The organism is Rhizobium sp. WYCCWR 11152, assembly GCF_013087615.1.
Classification (GTDB): domain Bacteria; phylum Pseudomonadota; class Alphaproteobacteria; order Rhizobiales; family Rhizobiaceae; genus Rhizobium; species Rhizobium indicum.
Genome location: NZ_JABFCP010000006.1, coordinates 584,075 through 602,148 on the forward strand (window position 1 = coordinate 584,075; position 18,074 = coordinate 602,148).

Genomic DNA, 18,074 nt, shown 5'->3' on the forward strand with positions numbered 1-18,074 from the left:
GAGCCGTCATAGCCTCTGAGGCTTACGAGCGAATTTTCATTCTCCGCAATTGTTGCCGGCGATACGTTTGACGAGCTCAGGCGCGATGATTTTGGAGGCTATGTCGGGCAGAGGATGCACGCCATCAGGAATTGCCGTGGCCAGATCATCCGGCGTCAGACGCTCCCAATTGGGCCGGTGGTCGACAAACTCCAGACCACGTTTTTGCGCCTCCGCCTCATGTGCAGAGACATAGCTGTCGACAAAGGGGCGGATCAGACCGCGCAATCCTGAAAACGGATTCATGGCCATGACGATGATCCGCGCTTGCGGCAGGCGCTGCTGGAGTTGGTCGAGGATGTCGCCGATATTCTTTCTGCTTTGCGCAAGCGACACGAACCGATGCAATGTCGCATCATTGGCGTAGAGCTCAATCAGGATGATATCCGGCTGCTCGGCAACGACGCGATCAATCTGGGTCAGAGCCCACAGTGACGTTTCACCGCTTTTTGCAACGCTCTCGACCTTCACCGGCTTCTGCAGGCAGGCTGCAAGCTCTGTCTCAAGGGCAGGCTGCCATCCCCCCCGCGCCGTCAAGGATGTTCCGAAGGCCACTATTTTCAGCGGCACGGGACTATCGGCATAGCCGTTCCTGACCGCCGAAAGCATTACCAGACACGCCAGAAACAGAACCAGTCCATAGGCCGGTCGCCTCTCAGTCGGCACCGCTCGCCAAAACTGCAAACATATCATGAGGAGACCTTGCAGCAGGCTTGAGACAATTTCGTGAAATGGCCGCGCATGCCTGTTCGAGCAATGCGAAACCATCCAATCCCCATCCTGGCGGATGACAACGGCTGCTTTGAAACGTCGGGGCTATTAACGACGCGAAACAGCCGCCAATCACTCCTGGCGAAATACGTGCTGCATCTGATCGGTCAGCGGCTTCGTCAGATAGGATATGACGGTCCGGTCGCCTATCTTGATGAAGACCTCGGCCGGCATGCCGGGATAGAGCTTTATCGTCTTCATCCTGGCAATGCTTTCAGCTTTCGGCTTGACGCGCAGGGGATAGTAGCTGATGCCCGTGCGCTCATCCTTGACGATATCAGGGGCGATTGAGGTAATCTCACCGCTCACATCAGGCGTCGTGCGTTGATCGAAAGCACTGAAACGCACATCGACGGACTGGCCGACGTGAACCTGGTCAATATCGCGTGTAGCGACTTTCGCCTCGACCGTAAGTTCGTTATTTTCGGGAACGACGAGCATCAACGTCTGACCGGGATCGATGACACCATTGACGGTGTGAACCGAAAGTTCGTGAACTCGCCCAGTCAGCGGCGCGGTAATGTCGAGACGGTGCAGCTGATCGACTGCGGTTCCGCGGCGCTCTTCATATTCGGCGATCTGCGCTTCGACGTCGGTCAGGTCCTTTGCGATCTCCGAACGACGATCCTCATCCAGCTGGATTGACTGGCGATCGATCTCGATTGCCTTACCCTCGGCCTCCGCCTTAGCTGCGATTTCCTGGCCGCTGTTGCCCTGGAGATCGGCGCGGGCGCGCTTGAGCGTATTCAAACGCTGAAGCGTGACGAGCCCCTTCTTGTAGAGCGTATCAATGCCCTCAAGCTCTTGTTCGATCAAGCCCAAGGCATCGTTGGTGGCGTTGATCTGAACGACCAACCCCTTTACCTGCTCGCCCAGCTGGTCCTTGCGCGATGCCAACTGGCTCTTCATTCCGATAAGTGCCGTCCTGCGACTGTCGAACAACTTTTGCTCGCCATCGAGAAGCTTCTCTGCGGAGGTGCTGGATGTCAGATCGCTGATGTTTTCCTCAACCTCGAAGGAATCGGCGCCGATTCGCTCCGCCTTCAGACGGGCGCGGCGCGCATAAAGCTGAGCGAGCGTGCTTTCGACAATCGAGAGGTTCGCTCTTGTCGTCGTCCCATCGAGCCGTATCAGCACCTGTCCTGCCGTCACATGGTCGTTTTCGGCGACCAGCAGTTCCGACACGATACCACCTGTCAGGTGCTGGACCTTCTTGACATCGCCGTCGACGACAATCACGCCCTCGCCGATGACGGCGCTCGAAAGCTCTGTCGTCGCCGCCCAACCGCCAATGCCGCAAACGAGGGCTATCGACAGCACACCGACAACGGCAACATGCCGATTGAGGGAGCGTTTCGATTCACTGATAACTTTACTCACAATCTTCCCTCTGGCCTATTCGGCCGCATTCATGCCGTCGACCACGACTTTAAGCTGAGCCACGCGCTCGGCAATCGGCGTACGCGCCGCTTCCGGCCGGCTGACCCTTGCCAGCACTTCCTCTTTGGGACCGAACGCGATCATGCGGCCATCCTGCATCATCAGCACGAAGTCGCAGACCGCCAGAACGCCGGACCGATGTGCGATGACAACGACAATGCCGCCGCGCGCCCGCACGCTCATGATCGCGGCACTCAGCGCCCGCTCGCCTTCTTCATCGAGATTGGAGTTCGGCTCGTCGAGCACGACGAGGAATGGTTCGCCGTAAAGCGCTCTTGCAAGCGCGATACGCTGTCTTTGGCCAGCCGAAAGCGCAGCACCGCCTTCGCCGATTTCGGTTTCGTAACCGTTCGGCAGACGAAGAATGAGATCGTGAACACGCGCCGCCCTCGCCGCGGCAACCACCGCCTCAGGCGACATCTCCTTCGCGAAACGGCAGATATTCTGCGCAACGGTCCCCGAGAAAAGCTCCACATCCTGCGGGAGATAACCAATATGCCGGCCAAGTGCGTCGCCGTCCCACTGGTCGAGTGCTGCGCCATCGAGGCGAATCGATCCTCTGACGGTCGGCCAGATGCCCATCATCGCCCGTGCCAACGACGATTTACCCGAGGCACTGTAACCAATGACCCCAAGCGCGCTCCCTGCCCGTAAGCCGAAGCTGACATCGGAAATAACCAGGCGCTGACCCGCCGGCGGCCCGCTCGCCAGTCCTTCGACAGTGACTTGTTTGGTAGGAGCCGCGAGCGCAAGGGGGGCTGGAATCTCAGGAATGGTTTTCAGCAGGCTCGAAAGCCGCGCCCAGCTCTGCTGAGCAGACACGAAACCACGCCAATTTCCGATCGCCGCTTCGACAGGCGCCAGGGCGCGCGAGGTCAATATCGAGCCGGCGATGATAATTCCCGAAGAGGCCTGCCCTTGGATGACCAGGATTGCGCCGGTCGCGAGCGTTCCCGATTGCAAAGCAATACGGAAAATCTTCGACAAGGTCGCATATCCATTGCCGACATCCGATGCCTGCCGGGTGATGGTTCGGTATTCACTGTTCTTGCGGTCCCAGATTTCGGCCATCGTCCCCGCCATGCCCATGGCGTGAATAACTTCGGAGTTGCGGATCGAGGTCTGCGCGAAGGCATTTCGCATATTGGCGGAGTCAGACTGCTTTTTTGAGAGCGTACGCGTTCCCTGATTTGTCAGGAACGTCAGGATGGCGAGAACCAGCGATCCACCGATCGCGATATATCCGATCGCCGGATGAAAGAGAAAGCAGATCACGATATAGAACGGCAGCCAGGGCAGATCGAACATCGCTGTCGGGCCCATGCCGGACAGGAAGGTTCGGATCTGGTCGAAGTCGCGCAACGGCTGAAGCCCGTCGCCGCCGATTTTGACCTTCAACGGAGCCTTGATCAGCGCCCGGAACACGCGCCCGTTCACCATCTCGTCAAGCGCTCCGGCAACACGCACCAGCATCCTGCTTCGCAGAACCTCGAACGCTCCTTGAAAGGCGTAAAGCATTAACGCAAGTATTGCCAGGACAGCCAGCGAAGGTATGCTTTTGCTGGGAATGACCCGGTCATACACCTCAAGCATAAAAAATGAGCTTGTAAGGTATAGGATATTGATAAGCGCGCTTGCTATTCCAATGAAAACAAGCCCCCCCTTGCATTTCCTCAATGCTTTGGACGGCTCGCTGACATCAGCTGCTGAACTCTGAAACACGAAGTAATCCCTCTCTTACCGCATCGCACGAAAGCAAATATGCCGCCGCGCACTCCAGCTCCGGGTCCATCACGCCCGATCAATGACACGACTGCCTTGGACCCCGACACCGGCGCCGGACCCGCTTGCAAGCCCACGACCTATTACATGAATCCAACCAAAAAGTGACCAAAATTCCAATTTATATCGAGCGGCTTCAGGGATTCTGACTTGACGCTACGCTAAATATACCAACCTAAGCAAGTGAAAATCGCAAATTGCCCAACAACGGCGCAGAGGGATGAACGTGTTGCGCGCATATTCGCGACGTTTACTGGGGCGTTAACTATAAATTCAATCTATAGTTCATTTTTCCTTTGAACGGCGGAAATATTTTTTTATCCGCATCTCCCCGGCCTTCGACCGCCGACACCCCTTCATCATAAAGCTTTCAAGTCTTGAACAGCGGGGCCGGCGCTCTCTAAATTTGACGTGATTTCAAACCAGCAGGTGCGGCGCTTGGCTGCTATGGAACGCGTCCACATTGATATACACGCCGAGCGAGTCGGTATCGATGTGAGAAGCGCCGTCGGAAATCTTGTATTGGAAGGATTCACTGACCTTTCCGCTGAGACCGGCGATTTTCACCGCATCGACCGTATAGGTGTAATCACCATCGCTCTCCACGTGGATGACGCCGTATTTCCCGGTCAGCGTCAGGCCATGCTTATCCACTGCACTGTCACCGAAGCGACGGAGCAGCACGGTTCCATTGATTGCGCTATCGTTTTCGAGGAGGTTGCCATGATAGGCGCCGCCCGTATCCGTGGAGATTTTCAGGCTGTCATGGGCTGCGACAATCCTGGGAACGGCGACGGTGGGTGCGGTCGGAACCTGCGCTTCGTCCGTTGGCGGAGGAGTGCTTGTCTGCGTCGGTGTTGACGGTTCGACCTGCGGCTCCACAACCGGCGTGGTAGGCGTCTCACTGTTGGACGGGGTGTTGCCACTCGTGGCGTCGAGTTCGGCCTGCGCTTGCTCCAGGGTCTTATTGTCGTTGATCAAGAAGGTGCTCTGGAGAGCAATTGCGACCGGCATTGTCAGGGTCGACACCACGCTGTCGATGATATTATCATAGAAAGAGCCGGATGCAGGCCTGTCGACCTTCAGCGCCGAGGACGACAGGTCGTCAAAGACATTACCATGAATATCGATATCCGTGCGTGTATAACTTGGGTAACCTGCAGCGCTGATCGACACGCCCCAGACGCCGTCATGAATATAGTTTCCACTGATATCGTAATTTGTCGCATTGCCCTGATCGCCAAGGCCGATACCGTAGGACCAACTATAGCCGCCGTATCCCGAGATGTCGTTGTCGTGGATGGCGATATTCGTGCCCGCGTTGGCACCTATCCCGAAACCGCCGCCGATCACGGTGTTGTCCTCGACTGCTGCATTTACAGCCCGAACAAGCACCAGGACGCCCTTTGCGCTATTGGTCTCAGTCTGCTCTAGGTGGTTACCCTTGATCAGGATATTGCTGCTGTCGTTCAACTGAACGGCGTCTGCCGCAGCGCCCTGGCTGTTGATGACCAGATTATTGACGATGGTAACGCCAATCACTTTATCCATCCAGATGCCGTCTCCATTTACCCCGGAAATCTTGCTGTTCTCGATGGTAATGTTCTGGCTGCTCTGAAAATTGACGGAACCGGGTTTGCCGGCAAGTCCGGTATTTTCGACCTCGACGTTGCGGACGGTCCAGTTGGAGACATTTCCCGCATATATCGCCGCACCGCCGGTATCAGCAATCTTGATGTTCTCCACGATGATGTTTGAAGCCTTCGAGCCGTGGATGCCGTCATTGCTACTGTGAATAACTGGCACATCGCCAACGCCGTAACTGCCAATTGTAATCGGAGAGCTGACAGTGCCGGAGTATTTCAGGTCGAATTGCTCGTTAAACACGCTTCCGGCGGCAAGCAGCACGCTGTCACCCGGCTTTAACCTCAAGGATTCGACAGCGGAAAGTGTCGCGAAAGCCGACTGCTCGCTCACCCCACTGTTCTGATTGGATCCTGTTGCCGAATTTACATAGTAGACGGTCACGCCGTGATCTCCCAAAGATACTGGAAAATCTTTTACCCGCGGACCTCTCTCTGCCTGCTAAAATGGAACACTAAAATGCGTTCTATCTCGCGATAATTCTTACGCTCTTCACAAAACATCTTCGTTTATCGAATATTTTGCATTGCAACAAAAATTGCGTCGCACAGTTATGTGCGATGCTACCCAATATCTCTGGTGTAAATAATATTATTCTCCACGCATCGCATATTAGTTTACGAAAATTGCGTTTCGAGAGAAACATTACTTGATAAGCAAATGTTACAAATCATGACATCAGTTTCTGCGAAAAGCAGACGCCGGTGCGGGAACCGAAGCAAGACTGAGATTTCAGGCTGTAGCCCGTAGTGATTATATCAACATCTCATCTGCAAATAAGCACCTCCGGGTATTCTTATAAATTGCCCCTGAATAAACATTCTTCTCCTCTGAAGAAACAGATGTCCGAATCTACCATTTGGTATTCTCACTTATTATTAACGTAATAATTACCATGCGTTTCATCGCCTTATGCGTGTTACAGGTGTGTCATTATTGTACAATACACCCAAAAATGTTCACTTGCTGTTAATTGCACCTTGACTCTCAGTATTAAGATATCCTTAATCGACCAGCTCGCTAAAGGTCAGAATTGACCTAGCAAAGAACAATTCGAGGAGAGACAGTAATGGCTATTCATGCAACAGATGATAGTGCAACATTCCTGGAAACCGACGCTATTTCCGGAAATCTTCTGGCCAACGATACATCCGATGGGAACTTGTTCCTTCGTTTCTTCGATCAGCAGGGCGTTGGCTCCAAGCAAGGCAACAGCCAGGTCACCGAGATCCAGGGCGATTACGGCACCTTCTTCGTCAAGCCGGACGGCAGTTACACCTATGTTCTGAGCGACGCTGCCAAGGTCGGCTTCACCAATGGTGAATTGCTCCAGGAGAAGGTCTCGTACAAGATCTCTGATGGTGCCGGTCACACCGATGTCGGCCTGTTCACCCTGAATATCCAGGGCGTAAGCCAGGTAAAGCCGATCGCTGTCGACGACAACTACAGCTTCACCGAAGGCGACGCCATCAGCGGCAACGCGTTGGACAACGACATTGCTGGCGACAATGGCCACCTCTTCCTCCGCCTATTCGGCACCACGACCGTAAACGGCGACCCGAGCGCAACAACCGACGTCGCCGGTACGTATGGTACGTTCCATGTAAAAGCGGATGGATCATTCACCTATGATCTGACAGCAGATATCGCTCCGGGGGATCAGGTCACGGAAACCATCCAGTTCTACAAGATCTCCGACGGCGAAGGCCACACCGACGCCGGCGTTCTGACACTCAACATCACTGGCGCGGACGCAGAAGTCTGATCATCAGTAGCCAATCAAAAAGCAACGCCCGCCGCGCAGACTGCGGGCGTTGTTTTATGCAAGTTGAATTCGGCCAAGAGAAAGAGCCGTAGCCGCTCAGCCTGTCGGCCAAAAGCTTGGAACTTCTATAAACCAGCCTCGATGATTACTTGCTGCAGCGCTGACGGAACCGCGCCGTCGCGGCCTCTCCGACGCTCGTCCAGCTTCGATCGAAGATCGGGCGAAGCTGTGGGCTGATCTCTCTTATCGTGGCATTGACCCTGCAACGATCGCCCCGTTTCAGCATGGTCATGAGATCGCTATCGAGCGCGCGCTCTGCCGCGGCGAGTGTTGCATCGGTGAAATCGTTCCAGAAATAAAATCGCGTCAGGATCATTACCTGGTCGTACGGCGCAAGCGCAACCGAACGCTTCATCATTCCCGCGATCGAGACCGGCTCTTCCGCAATTGTCGACTGCACGGCCGCAAGACGAAGCCAAAAATTGCTGTTCGTCGGCATACACGAAAGCGCATGCCGCAGATACTGGCGCGCACTCGAGGCCGCAGCGGCCCAGCCGTCGTAATTGAGATTGACATTCTGCCGATCGAGTTGCGCCAGAACGAGGGTTACGCCAGCAGCCACGATGTCGGATCGACAATAGTGTCCGTCAACGACATCGACACTGCGCGACGCATATTTGGTCACGACATCATCCGCAACGGTCTCGCCACGCTCGATCCTTTCGGCGACGATCGAGATGCTGGCCGTTCTTATCGAGGCGTAGAGCTCTCGACCGGCCAGCACCACCAAGACGACGGTGACGATAATGAAGGCGATCCTGGTAATCGAAACGGACTGACTGCGGAACATCAGCTTTCGGTATAGTATCGCGAATAACGCTTATAATAATATTCGCTCGAACCGAATGTCCGGTAGAGTTTCATCTGCGACGGGTCGACCTTGGTCAAGATAGTACCGACGCATTTCGCATAGAGTTCCGGCTCGGACAGCAGGGTCGATTGCACGACCTTGCGCGATGTCTTTCCCCACTCGATAACGAAAACCACCGCATCGAGCTTCGAATTGATGGCGCGCGCGTCCACAACCGGCGCCAAGGGTGGCAGGTCGACGATAATATAATCGAAGCTTTGACGTGCCGTTTCAAGAAGCTGATCCATGCCGCGTGACGCAAGCAGCTCCGACGAATGCGGAACACGATACCGTGCCACCGTTGGCAAAAATGCGAGCTTGGTTTTGGGATCGAGAAGAATCAGATCCTTGAGCGGACGGCTGTCGACGATCGCCTCGAGCAAGCCGGCCTCGGCATGGCGGCCGATCGCCCGGGTGGCACCGGGATTGCGCATATCGCCGTCGATAAGCAGGCAACGCGCACCCTGCATTGCCAGGAGTTTTGCGAAATTGATGGATGTCGTCGACTTCCCCTCGCCCGGCAAGCTCGACACGACGCCAATGACCTTGCAGCGCTGATCGGCAGCACTGAGGTCGATGGCAATCTTGGCGCTTCGAAGCGTCTCGGCAAAGGCCGAGAGCGGATGCTCCTCGACATAGGTCGTGGTCTTCCCGCCCCTGGCGATGCTTCGCGGATTGCTGGGATCAACAAGCGTCGGATCGTCGACGTTATTTTCAATCAGCGGCATGACACCGAGAGACTCGACATCGAGCACGTCCCGGACATCATCGCCGGTGCGGAAGAACCGATCCCGGAATTCGCGGAAAGCAGCTATACCACTTCCAAATGCACATCCCACGAACATCGCGAAAGCAACGACGAGAGCTCTCCTCGGAGCGCTCGGCTTCGTCGGCGTCTCCGCCGTCGTGATGATGCGCGCAGCGGTAATCGGAAAGCTCTGCTGTTGAATTGCTTCCTGGTAGCGCGTCAAGAAGCTCTGATAGAGATTCTTGTAGGTATCGCGCGTGCGCTCGAGCTCGCGAAGCTGCACCTGCGTCTCGCCAGCCGTTGCGGCCACGCCCGTCGCCTGTGTAACACTGTCGCGCAAAGAGTTTTCCCGCGATTTCGCGACCTGCAGCTCGCTTTGGTAGCTCTCGGCGATGCGGTTCAACTCATCGAACATGAGCCTTTTATATTCTTCCATTTCCGCACGAAGCCGAACCGCCTGGACGTGATCGGGACCGAGCCGCGCCTCGATTTCGGTCTCGAGCTTGGAAGCCTCCAGATATTTCTTGCGCAGGTCGTTCGAAATGGAGCTGTCGAGCACGTCCGTGACGATCGCATCGGTCTGCTTGGCGTCGATGATCGACTTGACGCGCGCATATCTTGCCTCGGCCTTTGCCGTCTCGGCCTGCGCATTGATCAATTGGGTATTGATCTCGGAAAGCTGCTGCTCGCTGATCAGCGTACCGGATCCGGCCTCGACAAGCCCATGCTCGCCGCGGAATTTCTGAACCGCAAGGTCGGTGTCCAGCGCCTGCTGCCGGAGCTCTTCGATGCGCTCCTGCAGCCATTGGCCGGCCCGGCGCGTCGCCTCGTATTTCGAATTGAGCTTGTCGACCAGATAGACGTCGGCGATCCCAGCCGCGATATCACGCGCTAGGTCGGGCGACTGCGCGGTATAACTGACATCGAGGACGTAGGAGCGGCCGACGCGTTCGACATCGATATTGCCTGCGACAGTCTCGGCAGCGCCTCGCCGCCTCATTTCCGGATTAGGTGCTACGGCTGCGTCATCGGCAAACCACGACCGAAAATTCATAAAGGATTTCAACGTTGAGACAGAAAAAAGCGAGCTTTTCGGTCCCATGAACTCCGGATTGTCGACGAGTTTCAGCTTGTCGACAACAGCATAGGCGATGGTGTCGGACTTCAACAGCTCGACCTGACTGAGGACAGTGCCTTCGTCATCGTCCATCTGGCCGAAAGCCGCCAGCTGGTTGATCACCTGACTATCGCTGCGGTCGATCAGCACGCTAGTGTCGGCGGTGTAGACAGGCACCGAAGTCAACACATACACAATGCCGAGAATGGCAAAGGCGAAACCGCAAGCCGCAACCATCCGCCACTGTCGGCGGGCGATTGCGATGAGCTTGTCGAAATCGATGAAATCAGCATCATTTCCGGTATCGCGGGAGGGGTCGATACGCGGCGTAAGTTTATCTGGCGATAGCAATTTCGATCTCCAACAAAGGCGTCAAGCGCTAAGATCTAAGGGCAATTCCAGCTATTGTATGACCGGGACACTCTGACTCGTCGACTCCGTCGGATCGGTAGACGACTGCCCTCCCGCTCCGGCGCTGACGATCGTCGTCGTTGAAGTCGACGATGAATCATCCGAGCCGGCATTCGAAACCTTCAGCGTACCCGCAGTCGTCGCAGCGCCGTCGAACGGCGTACCATCGTCCGCTCCAGGCCCCGTTTGTCCAACTTGCCCGTCATTGCCGATGCCGGAGGCGGCGGCGGCACTTGCACCCGGGCCGAGCGCCGCGGTCCCGCCTTCGGCAAGGACCTTTGCAAAGGCTGCAAGCAGCGGCGCCAGGTTCGGATCGGCGCTCGCCGCCTCGGCAACAGCCTTTTCGATCGCTAGCTTGTATTGCGGATCCGTCACCTGGCAGCTGTTTGCAGCCCGCCCGAGACCGGAGCCGATCGCCGCCATCTGTGAGGCACTGGCCTTCTTGGCCTGGTCGATCACCGGCGACAGCGCGTCATTGCTGCTTCCGACCAGCGCGCGAACACGCGAGGACAGAACCAACGGATCGGACATGTCGAGCAGGACGGCGGGGCTAGCCGTAAATCCGCTGACATCGACGGAAGTCAGATTTGCCGGTCCTAGGCAGGCTGCCGCAAAGGCGCTTGAATTCATGCCGACATACATCGCGACGGCAATTCCGCTATATGCAAGTTTACGATAAACAGCCGATCTTGCCATAACCACAATTTCCTTCATCAAATCCGCTATAAGCCTCCGGCATCGATCATTCAGACCGATGCCGGCGACCTATTTCAATCAATTTCCAAGATCCTGTACCGCGTTACGGGTATCATTCGCATCGTCGGTCACTCCGGAAACAGTGGATGATACCGAGTTCACGATGTCAAGGAACTTGACCAGTTCAACAGAGTCCGAATTGGAAATATAGATAATATCCTTGTCTTCCATCTTGAACTGCTGAACAGCAAACAAGGTTGCCGGGTCGCGCATATTCGCACGGATGATCACCGGAACCATTTCACCCGCAAATCTCGTCGTGTCCACGTGCATCGCTTGAACCGTTTTCTTCGGGACAAGACGATAGAGCAAGACCTGAGCGGGATCGGCGCGGTCGTCGCGCAGGCCGCCCGCCTTGGCGATTGCCTCTCCAAGGGTCAGGTTGGACTCTTCGAAATCGAAGCGACCACTGGTGCCTGCGGCGCCGAGCATAAGAAAGGTACGGCGCTCATGATCGATCGAGATCGTATCATCCGGTGCGACATAGATATTTTCGGCCGGGTTCTTCAACAGCGTAGTGTAGGCGACGGTTGCCGTCTTGCCGCGGCGCTGCAGCGTCACATTCGTTTCGATATTGTTGGTCGTCAAACCGCCCGCGGCGGAAATGACATCGAGAACACGCTCACCCGCTGGGCTGATCTCAACGCGCTGGGGATTGTTGACATCGCCGAGGATGGCAACCTGGCTAGAGCGGCTTGTCGTTGTCGTAATAACCACCTGCGGTTCGATCGCGCGGCTCGCCAGGCGATCCTCAACGTCCTGCTCTACGGTCTCCTTCAGGCGACCGGCAGCCGGAACCCGACCCGCATAGGGAATTGTGATCGTTCCGTTTCTATCGATGGTCTGCTCTGGCAGCGAGATGTAATTGCCGGGTCGGCTACCTGCATCGGACGGAATGAAGAGGCCGCCGGACTGAGCCTCGAAGATGGCAACCGAAACGACATCGCCGTAACCGAGCGGAATTTCGGGCGCTCCGCCTCGACCACCACCAAACCCTTTGAACGAGGTCGGCTGGGGAGCGGTAAAATACGACAGGACGTTCTTGCTGAGATCAACCAGGGCGTAGTCGATACCGACACGACGTTCCTTCGTTGTCACTTTCACCGCCGCATCTCGATCAACGTCTTTGTGATCGGGACCGGATCTTGGCAACGAGGTGCAGCTTGCCAATATAGTCGTTAGCGCTACAACAATGGCGACGCGTGTACTACCGATACGAGAACAACCCATAGAATACCCTGCGTTTACGCCCCTGAAGCTACTGCCCCGCGATCTGACAAAATACAAGACAATCCCCGATCAATAACACTGAAAGCCGATTAACATTCCCCTAACTGTGGCAGGCTGGCAACGCCGAGCCCCTTAGGAAGCGAAAAACGACTTCGGTCCGACTTTTCTTGCGTCGCAACAATCCGAAGGCTGCACCCGCTATAAAATTTCTTGGGTTTCAGAGTCAACCGTTCGCACCTGCACAATCGATCTTTTCCGAAAATCTTATTAAAATCCATCCATTTAAACTTTACGTGGTTAACGGCCGCTCATATGCCATGTCCGCCTCTCCGTTGCTACGGCCGAGGCATATCGCGACAACCGCACTCAGGAAGGCGGAGTAAAACACCGCAAAACCCGGTATCTGCAGCGAAAAATCGACCGCCGCATGAAGGGCGACCAAAACGGTCGCCGCTAGGCCAAGAAGAACATAGTGCCGGAGACGCCGTCTTTGGGCGAGCCCGTGCCAGAACACTCTGGCAAGCACCGAGAATGCAAGGACTGTCGCAATGGGGAACAATATTCCGAGGCCCAGAAATCCTTCGAGATAGAAATTATGCGCACGGTCGAAGACTCCGAAAATACCGCAAGCCGGATCGCGGTAGGCGGAAAACACGGTCCGGAAGGTTCCGAGCCCCGTTCCCGTCAACCAATGATCCGAGATGGCACGCCATATGCCCGGCAGAATGCAAAACCGATCATCATCCTCGAGTCGCCGCTCTTGCGCACGCAAAATCGCCTGGCCCGCAAACACGGTCAGCAACAATACGACGAAACCAATCGCCGAGAGGAGCTTCAGCATCGAACGCCATCTTGGCGCCGGTCTCAGATGACGCCTTGAGCCGTTCCAATTGATGACAAGCCATGGAAAATAGACGAGAGCGGCAACAAAGGTCGCAAATATCCCGGCGCGGGAGCGGCTCAGCATCAGCGCGGTGAAGCATGCGCATAAGAACAGGATATAGATCCACGATCTCAAGAGAAGAGCGTTTCGGCCCGGCTCGCCGGGCGGATACTTCGAATAGGCTCGGGTAATGTCCCTGACCAGGGTCAGCATCAACAGCGTTCCAAGCCCGAGGAAGGTCGCAGCAGTATTGCGGTTGACGAAGACCGCAGTCAGGCTGTCGAGGTAGGCGTGTTTTTCGACGACGATCAAAATTTTGGGAAACAGCAAAAACTGGATCAGGCCGAAAACAGCGATGATACCCGCCGCAAGCCCGAGCCCGGTGAGCACTTTCCTCGCGCGCTGATCGGTATCGCATAAGAGAAGCCCGGTCAGGAACGTGACGAAAGGCAGCGCGACCCAGAGGATCGACGCGAGCGTGTCGGCCGGTTCGACCGAGATCGCCGCGGACCGGGCACCTGCAAGGTCACGCGCAGCATTCCAGGCGGGATTTGCCAACCGATTGGCGGGCAGTTCGATGGTTTGGATGAACGCCCAGCCCGCCAGGACGACGAGTAGAAACAAAGCGATACTGAAAACCCATCTGCTTTGTCTCGGCTCTCTAAACAGCAATCCCGAAATGATGGCGAGGGCAAACATCCCGATCGCGGCAAAGGCGAAGGGAAAGGGTGTAACGCTCCCGAACGGTATGAGCGTCAATATAACGAGGCCGATGAAGGCAAAAAGCAAAACCTCTCGCAAGACCTGCTTATTGATGAGGTTGGAGAACATGTGAATTCGTTTACCAGAGTAGGCGGCGACCAAAGCCATTACAACCGAAGAGATTAATTTACTCGTTCTAACATAAGTTGAACATCAAGCGCTTGCGTGCTAAAGTGTAACAGAATTCCACATCGTTTAAAATTGTCGCGAAAGGTTTAAGCCAATCGAGACAAGGCCCGGCTATGCTCCTTCCAAGCAGCAGAAACGGGACAGATATTCTGCGCCCAATACTTGGCAGATCATCAGATCGCCATGCCATTGACCGAGAAAAAAGGCAAGCCTGATCTCAATCGGTTGCCCGTAACGGGGATTTAAGAGATGAAGAAAACAGTCGTTACACTTCTGGCACTGGCCTTTACAGCAGGCAATGCATGCTCGGCATTTGCCGCCGGTCCCGCTGGTTTTGCCCGCGGTCTGACCGGTAATTCGGCGGTCAGTTATATCTCTGAAAAAGGCAAGATCATTCCGCCTTTCGCCCAGGTGCTGTTCTGCGCCCAGAACCCGACCGAATGCCGCGACAACAATGGTTTGGCGGTCGTTGCGATGACCGACAAGCAAATACTGCAACTGAAGGACGTCAACACCGCCGTCAATCGTACGATGATCGGCCGGAACGACTCCCGCAACGAACTGAATGGCGACGTCTGGAAGGTGAATGTGCGCAGCGGCGACTGCGAAGATTTCGCTTTGACCAAGCGCAGCCGGCTGATCGCGATGGGCTGGTCGTCGCGCGCTTTGCGGATCGCGACGGCATATACGCCCTCCGGTGAAGGACATGCGGTCCTCGTCGTCAGAACCGACAAGGGCGATCTCGTCCTCGACAACAGGAAAAGCAGCATCAAGAACTGGCGCGATACCGATCTGCGCTGGGACAAGATTCAATCGGGAACAGACCCTTACGTCTGGTACCGGCTATAACAGCCGAGGCAGCGACATAGACTGATTGATCCTGATTCCGGATTGAAGTCGAGCCTGCTCTGACGAGCCGCTCGACTTGTCATATCGCCCACACAAACCTATGTTTTGGCTATCGACGGGGCAGCGCGCAACAAGTTGCGGTGCCCGGAGTTCGATTTCCGATGTGGGTTTCAGGCGATCTTCGGTATTGTCTTTTCGTCCAGATTAACTATGACGAACTCATGCTGCGACGCAGCATGACGTTCTACTCTAATGATTTGAGGGAAATATGCGCATCACGATGATTGGATCAGGCTATGTCGGCCTCGTTTCAGGCGTTTGCTTTGCGGATTTCGGCCACGACGTCATCTGCGTCGACAAGGATCTGAGTAAGATCGAAGCCCTTCGCGAAGGCCGCATTCCGATCTACGAGCCGGGTCTGGAACAGTTGGTCGCCGAAAATACCAGCACCGGCCGGCTGTCGTTTTCGACGGATGTCGGCGAAAGTGTCCGCAGCGCCGATGTCGTGTTCATCGCAGTCGGCACGCCGTCCCGGCGCGGCGACGGCCACGCAGACCTTTCCTATGTCTATGCCGCTGCACGCGAGATTGCCACCTATGTGGAAGGCTTCACCGTTATCGTCACCAAGTCGACGGTGCCGGTTGGCACAGGAGACGAGGTCGAGCGCATCATGCGCGAAACCAATCCTGCGGCGGATGTCGCCGTCGTTTCCAATCCGGAATTCCTGCGTGAAGGTGCGGCGATCGAAGACTTCAAGCGTCCCGACCGTATCGTCGTCGGCCTGAACGACGACCGGGCGCGCGAAACCATGACCGAGGTCTACCGCCCGCTCTATCTCAACCAGGCCCCCTTGGTCTTCACCACCCGCCGCACCTCCGAACTGATCAAATATGCGGCCAATGCCTTCCTCGCGATGAAGATCACCTTCATCAACGAGATCGCCGATCTCTGCGAACGGGTCGACGCAAACGTCCAGGACGTTTCGCGCGGAATCGGTCTCGACGGCCGTATCGGCTCCAAGTTCCTGCATGCCGGCCCAGGCTACGGCGGTTCGTGCTTCCCCAAGGATACGCTTGCCCTTGCCAAGACGGCGCAGGATTACGACGCGCCGATGCGTCTCATCGAGACGACGATCTCGATCAACGACAACCGCAAGCGGGCGATGGGACGCAAAGTCATTTCGGCCGTCGGCGGAGACATTCGCGGCAAGAAGATCGCGATCCTCGGCCTGACCTTCAAGCCGAACACCGACGATATGCGCGACAGCCCGGCGATCGCAGTCATCCAGACCCTGCAGGACGCCGGCGCGCAAGTGGTCGGCTACGATCCCGAGGGCATGGAGAACGCCCGCAAAGTAATCGAGAACATCGAATATGCGAGCGGTCCCTATGAAGCGGCTGCTGGTGCGGATGCGCTTGTCATCGTCACCGAATGGAACCAGTTCCGCGCGCTCGATTTCAGTCGCCTGAAGCAGTCGATGCGCGCTCCGATCCTGGTCGATCTGCGCAATATCTACCGCAGCGACGAAGTCCGCAAACACGGCTTTACCTATACCGGCATCGGCACCAACCTTTATCAGGAAACGACCGGCGCCTGAGATAGCCTCCTGAACATCTGATCGTCCTGACGCCGCGGAGCATAATCCGCGGCGTTTGGTTTTGAGCATGATGCCGAAAGTGCAAGCGTTTCGGACGACACCATGCTCGCCGAATTAAAGAATTCCGACCCGCGTTCCCTTTATCGTCAGCACGGTCAGCCGGCCGGTCGCCGAAACCGCAGTGTCGATGCCGATGCGTTGCGGACCGAATGTCGGGATTCGCGCCGGGGTATGGCCGTGGATCACCAGGACAGGAAGCTGCGGCCCTTCATCCAGGAAGGGCTGACGGATCCACATGAGGTCGCTGTCTTTCTGCCTCTTGAGGTCGATGCCCGGCCTGATGCCCGCATGAACGAAGAGGATCCTTCCCATCCGCAGCATGACCGGCAGCGATTCGAGAAATTGGATATGCCGCTCGGGTATCATATTGCGAATGACGCGGGCGATTGTTTCGCTTCCGGCCGCCGACTGCAGCAGATGCTCGATATCGATACCGTATGAGTGCAGCGTCTCCGTTCCGGCAAAGCCGAGCCATTCAAGAATGCGCGCCGGTTTGCGACAGAGATTCACCAGCTCCGCGTCATGATTGCCGCACAGGACGAAACGTTGAAACCCCGGCGGCGGGGTCCTGCTCAGGAATTCCAGCACCGCGCTCGAATCCGGCCCGCGATCGACATAATCGCCGAGCATGACGATGAGCTTCGGCCCCGGAATGCGCGCGGCATCCTCCTCGATGCGGCGATGTGCCTCGACGAGTTCTTTGTAACACCCGTGAACATCGCTCATCGCGTAGACCGCAGCGAATTCGCCTTCGGCAAACGTCAGCCGAGCGCGTCTTTTACGGTTGCCAGCCAGTATCGGTATCTGTTGTCGCCACGGCGCTAGATAGTCAAACATGGAACCCATTTATGAGACCCGACCGAATGGCGGGTTGTCGGAAACAATCCATCTCTTATCCATCGCTGTAACGGCATGAGGCTCAGTGTCCATAAGAATTTGGCCTGATCGCGGCCCCACCGAAGTTATGCCCGAACCAATTGCCACATTCAGAGTGACATAGTCCCTCGCCATTTGCTGCACCGCCTGCGCCAGCTTCGCCTGACTGGTCGCGACCGAACGCTGCGCATCCAGCACATCAAGCAAGGAGGATTGCCCATCCTTGTAGCTCCCGATTGAAAGCGCAAGAGTCTCCTGCGTGGTCTTCACCTGAGCGTGCGGCGCCCGCGACTCGGCAACGCCGA

13 protein-coding genes and 1 pseudogene are annotated in these 18,074 nt (G+C 56.3%); 3 read left to right on the top strand and 11 right to left on the bottom strand.

What is annotated here, in order from left to right:
* Nucleotides 1–36: 36 nt before the first annotated feature.
* The 4 genes from G9X67_RS08755 to G9X67_RS08770 all read right to left on the bottom strand — a co-directional run bounded on the left by G9X67_RS08755 (nt 37) and on the right by G9X67_RS08770 (nt 6,060).
* Complete coding sequence (locus G9X67_RS08755; protein WP_171598587.1) at nt 37–732, bottom strand: SGNH/GDSL hydrolase family protein; 696 nt, start codon at nt 730–732, stop codon at nt 37–39.
* Nucleotides 733–882: 150 nt separating this feature from the next.
* Nucleotides 883–2,190: an HlyD family type I secretion periplasmic adaptor subunit gene (locus G9X67_RS08760; RefSeq protein WP_171598505.1), complete on the bottom strand. Its 1,308-nt coding sequence runs from the start codon at nt 2,188–2,190 to the stop codon at nt 883–885.
* A gap of 15 nt (nt 2,191–2,205) precedes the next feature.
* Nucleotides 2,206–3,972, bottom strand: coding sequence for a type I secretion system permease/ATPase (locus G9X67_RS08765; RefSeq protein WP_138330266.1), 1,767 nt, complete (start codon nt 3,970–3,972; stop codon nt 2,206–2,208).
* Nucleotides 3,973–4,449: 477 nt separating this feature from the next.
* A complete protein-coding gene (locus tag G9X67_RS08770; protein WP_348649105.1) occupies nt 4,450–6,060 on the bottom strand; it encodes a right-handed parallel beta-helix repeat-containing protein in 1,611 nt (536 codons plus the stop codon).
* A gap of 685 nt (nt 6,061–6,745) precedes the next feature.
* Between G9X67_RS08770 and G9X67_RS08775 the strand changes: the two genes are divergently transcribed.
* Nucleotides 6,746–7,441, top strand: a complete 696-nt coding sequence (locus G9X67_RS08775; protein ID WP_025395616.1) for an Ig-like domain-containing protein — start codon at nt 6,746–6,748, stop codon at nt 7,439–7,441.
* 145 nt (nt 7,442–7,586) lie between these two features.
* Here G9X67_RS08775 and G9X67_RS08780 read toward each other — a convergent pair whose 3' ends face one another.
* The 5 genes from G9X67_RS08780 to G9X67_RS08800 all read right to left on the bottom strand — a co-directional run bounded on the left by G9X67_RS08780 (nt 7,587) and on the right by G9X67_RS08800 (nt 14,327).
* Complete coding sequence (locus tag G9X67_RS08780; RefSeq protein ID WP_171598507.1) at nt 7,587–8,291, bottom strand: hypothetical protein; 705 nt, start codon at nt 8,289–8,291, stop codon at nt 7,587–7,589.
* Nucleotides 8,291–10,567 (bottom strand): polysaccharide biosynthesis tyrosine autokinase, encoded by a 2,277-nt coding sequence (locus tag G9X67_RS08785; protein ID WP_062943561.1) that lies wholly within the window; start codon nt 10,565–10,567, stop codon nt 8,291–8,293. The genes G9X67_RS08780 and G9X67_RS08785 overlap by 1 nt, the downstream gene beginning before the upstream one ends.
* 51 nt (nt 10,568–10,618) lie before the next feature.
* Nucleotides 10,619–11,323, bottom strand: a complete 705-nt coding sequence (locus G9X67_RS08790; protein ID WP_138386831.1) for a sugar transporter — start codon at nt 11,321–11,323, stop codon at nt 10,619–10,621.
* 78 nt (nt 11,324–11,401) lie between these two features.
* A complete protein-coding gene (locus G9X67_RS08795; RefSeq protein WP_062943559.1) occupies nt 11,402–12,613 on the bottom strand; it encodes a polysaccharide biosynthesis/export family protein in 1,212 nt (403 codons plus the stop codon).
* A gap of 289 nt (nt 12,614–12,902) precedes the next feature.
* Entirely contained in the window at nt 12,903–14,327 is a 1,425-nt protein-coding gene (locus tag G9X67_RS08800) for an O-antigen ligase family protein (protein ID WP_138330676.1), read from the bottom strand.
* Nucleotides 14,328–14,636: 309 nt separating this feature from the next.
* On the opposite strand from G9X67_RS08800, the gene G9X67_RS08805 reads away from it, so the two are divergent.
* Nucleotides 14,637–15,236: a transglutaminase-like cysteine peptidase gene (locus tag G9X67_RS08805; protein WP_171598508.1), complete on the top strand. Its 600-nt coding sequence runs from the start codon at nt 14,637–14,639 to the stop codon at nt 15,234–15,236.
* Between the two features lie 268 nt (nt 15,237–15,504).
* Nucleotides 15,505–16,833: a UDP-glucose/GDP-mannose dehydrogenase family protein gene (locus tag G9X67_RS08810; RefSeq protein ID WP_163882006.1), complete on the top strand. Its 1,329-nt coding sequence runs from the start codon at nt 15,505–15,507 to the stop codon at nt 16,831–16,833.
* A 114-nt stretch (nt 16,834–16,947) separates the two neighbouring features.
* On the opposite strand, the gene G9X67_RS08815 is transcribed toward G9X67_RS08810, so the two are convergent.
* Together G9X67_RS08815 and G9X67_RS08820 are read right to left on the bottom strand one after the other, a co-directional pair.
* Nucleotides 16,948–17,739 carry a metallophosphoesterase gene (locus G9X67_RS08815; RefSeq protein ID WP_171598509.1) on the bottom strand — a complete coding sequence of 264 codons (792 nt, stop codon included), beginning with the start codon at nt 17,737–17,739 and terminating at the stop codon, nt 16,948–16,950.
* Nucleotides 17,740–18,045: pseudogene (locus G9X67_RS08820) on the bottom strand (TolC family protein); the annotation flags it as partial.
* Between the last annotated feature and the right edge of the window lie 29 nt (nt 18,046–18,074).

Coding starts and splice junctions, on each gene's coding strand:
- G9X67_RS08755 (WP_171598587.1), bottom strand. CDS start 732: ATGATATGTTTGCAGTTTTGGCGAGCGGTGCCGACTGAGAGGCGACCG.
- G9X67_RS08775 (WP_025395616.1), top strand. CDS start 6,746: ATGGCTATTCATGCAACAGATGATAGTGCAACATTCCTGGAAACCGAC.
- G9X67_RS08780 (WP_171598507.1), bottom strand. CDS start 8,291: ATGTTCCGCAGTCAGTCCGTTTCGATTACCAGGATCGCCTTCATTATC.
- G9X67_RS08790 (WP_138386831.1), bottom strand. CDS start 11,323: ATGGCAAGATCGGCTGTTTATCGTAAACTTGCATATAGCGGAATTGCC.
- G9X67_RS08795 (WP_062943559.1), bottom strand. CDS start 12,613: ATGGGTTGTTCTCGTATCGGTAGTACACGCGTCGCCATTGTTGTAGCG.
- G9X67_RS08800 (WP_138330676.1), bottom strand. CDS start 14,327: ATGTTCTCCAACCTCATCAATAAGCAGGTCTTGCGAGAGGTTTTGCTT.
- G9X67_RS08805 (WP_171598508.1), top strand. CDS start 14,637: ATGAAGAAAACAGTCGTTACACTTCTGGCACTGGCCTTTACAGCAGGC.
- G9X67_RS08810 (WP_163882006.1), top strand. CDS start 15,505: ATGCGCATCACGATGATTGGATCAGGCTATGTCGGCCTCGTTTCAGGC.
- G9X67_RS08815 (WP_171598509.1), bottom strand. CDS start 17,739: ATGGGTTCCATGTTTGACTATCTAGCGCCGTGGCGACAACAGATACCG.